Source organism: Asanoa sp. NPDC050611 (assembly GCF_040654855.1).
Lineage (GTDB): Bacteria > Actinomycetota > Actinomycetes > Mycobacteriales > Micromonosporaceae > Asanoa.
Map to the genome: position 1 here is coordinate 1 of NZ_JBFAIU010000633.1, position 2,043 is coordinate 2,043.

Consider the following 2,043-nt stretch of genomic DNA (forward strand, 5'->3'; position numbering starts at 1 on the left):
GGCGGCCGACACACCGGTCGAATACCGGGCGGTGCTCCTACCCGGCGGCCTGGCCGGCCCGGGGGCGACCTCGGAGGCCCGGCGGGTCCGCGCGGCCGGCCCGCCCGCGACGTCGGCGACGGTCCACTACCACCGCCCGGCGGGCGACTACGGCGATCCGCCGGCGGCGGGCTGGGGCCTGCACATGTGGGGCGACGCGGTGGCGCCGGAGGTTCTGGCGCAGGTCGCGTGGGACAAGCCCTGGCCGCGGTCAGGGGTGAGCGCCGACGGCTGGGCCGACTACGCGATCCCGCTGGCCGACGACACGAAGCCGGTCAACTTCATCATGCACCTACCCAGCGGCGACTCGGTCCCGACGACCCGAGAGCCGGGCGGCGACCGGTCCTTCCTACCGATCAACTCACCCGAGATCTGGCTGATCCAGGGCGACCCGACGGTCTACACGAGCAAACCGGCGGTCTGAACGGCGCCGCGTGACGCGGGTTCCGCCGCCAGAAGGCGGCGGAACCCCGACCGGCCGTGGCTCGGGGTGACGTGATTGGGCGTCCGGCTCGCGGACTTTGTGACGCGGCCCGGCCGCTGCGGCGGCGTTGGTGCCCGGTGCCTGGCGCTCAGTGGCCGGCTGCTCGATGGCCGGGTGATCGGTGGCCTGGCGCCCAGTGCCTGGTGCTCAGAGGCCTGTGCCGGGCCTCGATGCCCGGTGCCGTGCATCGGGTCCGGCGACGTACCGGGACTGGGCCAGATCGGATCTCGGGTGCGCAGGCTGCCGGGTGGGCAACGGTCTTAGGCCACCGGTTCGTGGGCGCCTTGGTGGCCCGTCGCGGCTGGTCGCTGCCTGTGGCGGCGTGCGTGCCGCGGCCAGCGCGGATCGCGCCCCGTGGCGTTGGTAACGGCGGGTTAGCGTATCCCTCTGGATCTTGCGACATCGGTTTCCGGGCCGTGGCGATCGACACGGCGGGAATGCGTTCCGCGGTGGTGGCGCTGGACACGTCGTGACTGTGCCGCAGACTGTCGATGATCTGAGTGACGTGTTGGAACGGCTTCGCTGGTCGGTGGACGCGTACCGCAAGGAGACGATGGCCGGGGCTGAACGCCGCGAGGTGCGCGGCGGTGGCATGCGGTTCCACTTCGTCGCGCGGGGCGCGGTCGACGTCCGGGGCACGACCAGTGCCCGGCTCGACACCGGGGACTTTCTGCTGCTCCCGCGAGGTGGCGACTACACGCTCGTGGCGCGTGGCGAGACCGTCGTGCACACCGGTGACATGGACGCCGCGTCGCCTACCGCGGCTCAGACCGTCGCGGTGCTGCCCGACGTGCTGGTCGCGTGCTGCTTCACCTCCCGTGAGCCGTTGGTCGTCGCGCTCATCGAGGCGATGGCCAACGAGGTCTGCGGCGACCGGCCGGGATCGCGATCGGTGGTCACCCAGCTCGCCAACGTCGTCGCCGCCGCTGCCATCCGGAACTGGGTGGAGTCCGGCTGCGGCAGCCTGCCCTTGCTGTCCGTGCCGCTGCGGGACAGCGACGTGGCTCGGGCGCTCGAGGCCATCCACGACGCGCCGGGGTCGCCCTGGACGGTGGAGGCGCTGGCGCGGGTGGCGCTCGCGTCGCGGTCGGCGTTCGCGAAGCGGTTCCGGGAGACCGTGGGTGACTCGCCGGCTCGCTACCTTGCCCGGATCCGGATGGAGCACGCCAAGCGGCTGCTCGCCGACCAGGTCACCGTGGCCGAGGTTGCGGTTCGTCTCGGGTACGGGTCCGAGGCTGCGTTCAGTCGTGCCTTCCGGCGCCACGCCGGGCTGCCGCCGACTCGGTGGCGGCACAGCGGGGAGGAGCCGGTCAGGCCGCTCGGCTGAGCGTTCGCCGGCGGCGGCCTCCGCGGCATCGACGCGATCGTGGCCGGGCTGCCGCCAGATGTGGCCGCGGTGACCAAACGCGGTGAACCGAGCGGCGGCCCGACGTCGGCGTGCGCCCCGATCCGGCGGCGACGCTGTCGTCGCGGGCGGTGCCGAAGACTTGCGCGGGGGTGCCGAGGTCGAGGCCGACCAC

2 protein-coding genes are annotated in these 2,043 nt (G+C 73.4%); both read left to right on the top strand.

Annotated features, from left to right (window positions below; all coding sequences use genetic code 11):
- The coding region (locus AB0H87_RS41235; RefSeq protein WP_360159147.1) for a pullulanase-associated domain-containing protein at positions 1-463 on the top strand (463 nt) is incomplete at its 5' end.
- Between the two features lie 535 nt (positions 464-998).
- Positions 999-1,850 (top strand): AraC family transcriptional regulator, encoded by an 852-nt coding sequence (locus tag AB0H87_RS41240; protein ID WP_360159150.1) that lies wholly within the window; start codon positions 999-1,001, stop codon positions 1,848-1,850.
- Positions 1,851-2,043 lie beyond the last annotated feature (193 nt).